This window comes from Streptomyces sp. NPDC059443 (assembly GCF_042750105.1).
GTDB lineage: Bacteria > Actinomycetota > Actinomycetes > Streptomycetales > Streptomycetaceae > Streptomyces.
The window spans coordinates 93344-96333 of the sequence record NZ_JBHYVM010000034.1; the positions used below are offsets into that span (position 1 = coordinate 93344).

Below are 2990 nucleotides of genomic sequence, written 5' to 3' on the forward strand. Positions count from 1 at the left end.
CTCCCCCTGTCGCGGCGGGGGGGCCCGCGGCCGGGGGGCCGCCCCCCCCGGGCCGGCCGCTGGGGGGGGGGGGGGGGCGGGGCCCCGGGGGGGGGGGGGGGGGCCCCCCCCCCCCCCCACTCCTGGGCCCCGAAGGCGTTCGCCTTCCACACCTGGATCCGGGCACCGCTCTCCGTGGACGCGTTCGCGACGTCGAGCCGCCTGCCGTTGTGGACGCTGACCAGGTGGAAGATCCCGCCGCCGGTGTGGACGGGGGTGATCTCCCACTGCCGGGCCGGCTCCGGCCCCTCGGCCGCCCCGACGCACACCCGGTTGCCGCTCTCGACCTGGAGCAGCAGCCCGCTCGCGCAGTTGCGGACCAGGTACACGCCGTCCGGCGCCGTCATCGCGGGGCTCAGAAGTCGAACTCGGCCGGGTCGGGACCGATGCGGCGCCCCGCCGATCCGGCGCCCAGCGCGTCGAGGGCGGCGATGTCCTCGGCATCGAGCTCGAAACCGAAGACGTCCAGGTTCTCCCGGATCCGCGAAGGGGTCACGGACTTCGGAATCACCACGTTGCCCAGCTGGAGGTGCCAGCGCAGCACCACCTGCGCGGCGGAGCGGCCGTGCTTGGCGGCGATCGCGGTGACGGCGGGGAGGGTGAGGAGGTCCTTGCCCTGGCCGAGCGGGGACCAGGCCTCGGTGGCGATGCCGTGGCGGGCGTGCAGGGCGCGCAGTTCGGTCTGCGGGAGGAGCGGGTGCAGCTCGATCTGGTTCACGGCCGGGACCAGGGAGCTCTCGGCGCCGAGCCGCTCCAGGTCGGCGGGGCGGAAGTTCGACACGCCGACGGCCTTGGCGCGGCCGCTCGCCGCGATCTCCTCGAAGGTCTTCCAGATGGCGACGAAGTCCTCGCGCATCGGGCGCGGCCAGTGGATCAGGTAGAGGTCGACGTCGTCCAGGCCCAGCTTGGCGAGCGACGCGTCGAACTCGCGCAGCACGTTGTCCCGGCCCCAGGTCTCGGACTTGCCGTTCCACAGCTTGGTGGTGACGAACAGTTCCCCGCGCGGCACCCCGGAAGCGGCGATGGCCTTGCCGGTGCCGGTCTCGTTGCCGTAGATGGACGCCGTGTCGATGCTGCGGTAGCCCGCCTCCAGCGCGGTCCCGACCGCCCGCTCCGCCTCCGCGTCCGGGACCTGCCAGACGCCGTAGCCGAGCTGGGGCATGATCGTGCCGTTGTTGAGCTTGATGCCGGGGACCTGGTTCACGTCGGGTCGTTCCCTCTGGTTCTCGTCGGGTCGTCGGTACGGGTACGCGTGCGGGTACTGGCTGCGCGTACGACCGGCGACAACCGGACTCCCGCGTGGCCTATTCCCGCCGAACGGGTGAAATCCGTACGGCGGGAACAGGTGCGAGCGGGGCTACGCCCCCGGGTAGTTCCCCAGGTACGCCTCCCGGACCCGCGCGTCTCCCCGTACCTCGGCGGCCGTGCCCTCGGCGAGCACGCTCCCCAGGTCCAGGACGACCACCCGGGCGCAGAGGTCCATCACGAAGGCCACGTTGTGCTCGACCAGCAGCACCGCGCAGCCCTCCTCCTCGGCGAGCCGGCGCACGACCGCCGCCAACTGCCCGCGTTCGGGCGCCGACATGCCCGACGCGGGCTCGTCCAGCAGCAGCACCCGGGGCGGATCGGCCACGGCGCGGGCCAGCTCCACCATCCGGGCCCGACCCACCGGTAGACCACCGGCGTACGAGGCTCCGAGCGCGCCGACCCCGCAGTCGGCCAGCACCCGCGCGGCCCGCTCCCGCCGCTCCCGCTCCCGGCGGCGCCGGGCCGGGGACGCGACCAGATCGGCGGCCAGACCGCCGCCCCCGCCCCGCCACTCCTGCGCGACGAGCACGTTGTCGGCCACGCTGAGCTGCCCGAACAGCTGCTGGCGCTGGAACGTCCGGCGCATCCCGTGCCGGGCCCGCCAGACGGGGGAGCGACGGGTGATGTCCACCCCGTCGAGCAGCATCCGGCCCCGGTCGGGCCGCCGGATCCCGGACAGGACGTCGAACAGGGTGGTCTTCCCGGCCCCGTTCGGCCCGATCAGCCCGCACACCTCGCCCGCCCGGATCCCGAGATCGACACCGTCCAGCGCCCTGACCCCGCCGAACCGGACGCTCACCCCGACGGCCTCCAGCACGTATCCGCCGGTGCCGCTACTGCTGCCCGCGCTCATGTGCCCATCCCCAGGTAGGCCTCGGTCAGCCGGTCCGTCTCCACCTCGGCGCGCGGGCCGCACCAGGAGACCCGGCCCTGGGAGAGGTAGGCGACGGTATCGGCGATCCCGAGGATCTCGGCCGCCTTCTCCTCCACCAGCAACAGCGCGGTCCCCGCGTCGCGGAGCTCGGTGAGCAGCCCGTACACCTCGTCCACCACGCGCGGTGCGAGCCCGAGCGAAGGCTCGTCCGCGATCAGCACCTCGGGCGGCCGCTGGAGCAGCGGTGCGAGGGCCAGCATCTGCTGCTCCCCGCCGGACAGCGCCCCGGCGGCGATGCCGCGCCGCTCCCGCAGCCGGGGGAACCGGGCGTAGACGGCGTCCCGCTCGGCGGCGTCCGGGAGGTACAGGGCCAGGTTCTCCTCGATGCTGAGCGCGGGGAAGATCCCCCGGCCCTCGGGCGCGAGCAGCACGCCGGCGCGGGAGCGGCGTACGGCTCCGTCCCGGCTGGAGTCCCGCCCGTTGACGAGGACGGACCCGCCAGTGAGGGGCAGCGCCCCTGCCGCTACCCGGCAGGCGGTGCTCTTCCCGGCCCCGTTCGGCCCGAGCACGGCGAGGATCTCCCCGCGCCGCACGACGAGATCCACCCCGTGCAGCACGAGCCCCCCGTCGTACCCGGCCGTCACGCTGCGCAGCTCCAGGGCGGGGGCGGTCCCTGCGGGGCTTCCCCCCACCCCGCCCCTTCCCGAAACTGGGTCTCTGCCCCAGCCCCCGGCCCTCAAACGCCGGGCGGGCTGGGGCAATCCAGCCT

General features: G+C 74.7%; 4 protein-coding genes. All 4 read right to left on the reverse strand.

The features are described from left to right. The coding region (locus ACFXDJ_RS28220; protein ID WP_384850757.1) for an RICIN domain-containing protein at positions 1 to 386 on the reverse strand (386 nt) is incomplete at its 3' end. 8 nt (positions 387 to 394) lie between these two features. Continuing rightward, entirely contained in the window at positions 395 to 1243 is an 849-nt protein-coding gene (locus ACFXDJ_RS28225) for an aldo/keto reductase (protein ID WP_384663958.1), read from the reverse strand. A 153-nt stretch (positions 1244 to 1396) separates the two neighbouring features. Further along, complete coding sequence (locus ACFXDJ_RS28230; protein WP_384663956.1) at positions 1397 to 2200, reverse strand: ABC transporter ATP-binding protein; 804 nt, start codon at positions 2198 to 2200, stop codon at positions 1397 to 1399. After that, entirely contained in the window at positions 2197 to 2913 is a 717-nt protein-coding gene (locus ACFXDJ_RS28235; protein WP_384663954.1) for an ABC transporter ATP-binding protein, read from the reverse strand. Before ACFXDJ_RS28235 ends, ACFXDJ_RS28230 begins: the two co-directional genes overlap by 4 nt. Positions 2914 to 2990: the final 77 nt, after the last annotated feature.

Bases quoted from the DNA above. Each gene is read 5' to 3' on its own strand.
- ACFXDJ_RS28230 (WP_384663956.1), bottom strand. From the start codon at position 2,200: ATGAGCGCGGGCAGCAGTAGCGGCACCGGCGGATACGTGCTGGAGGCC.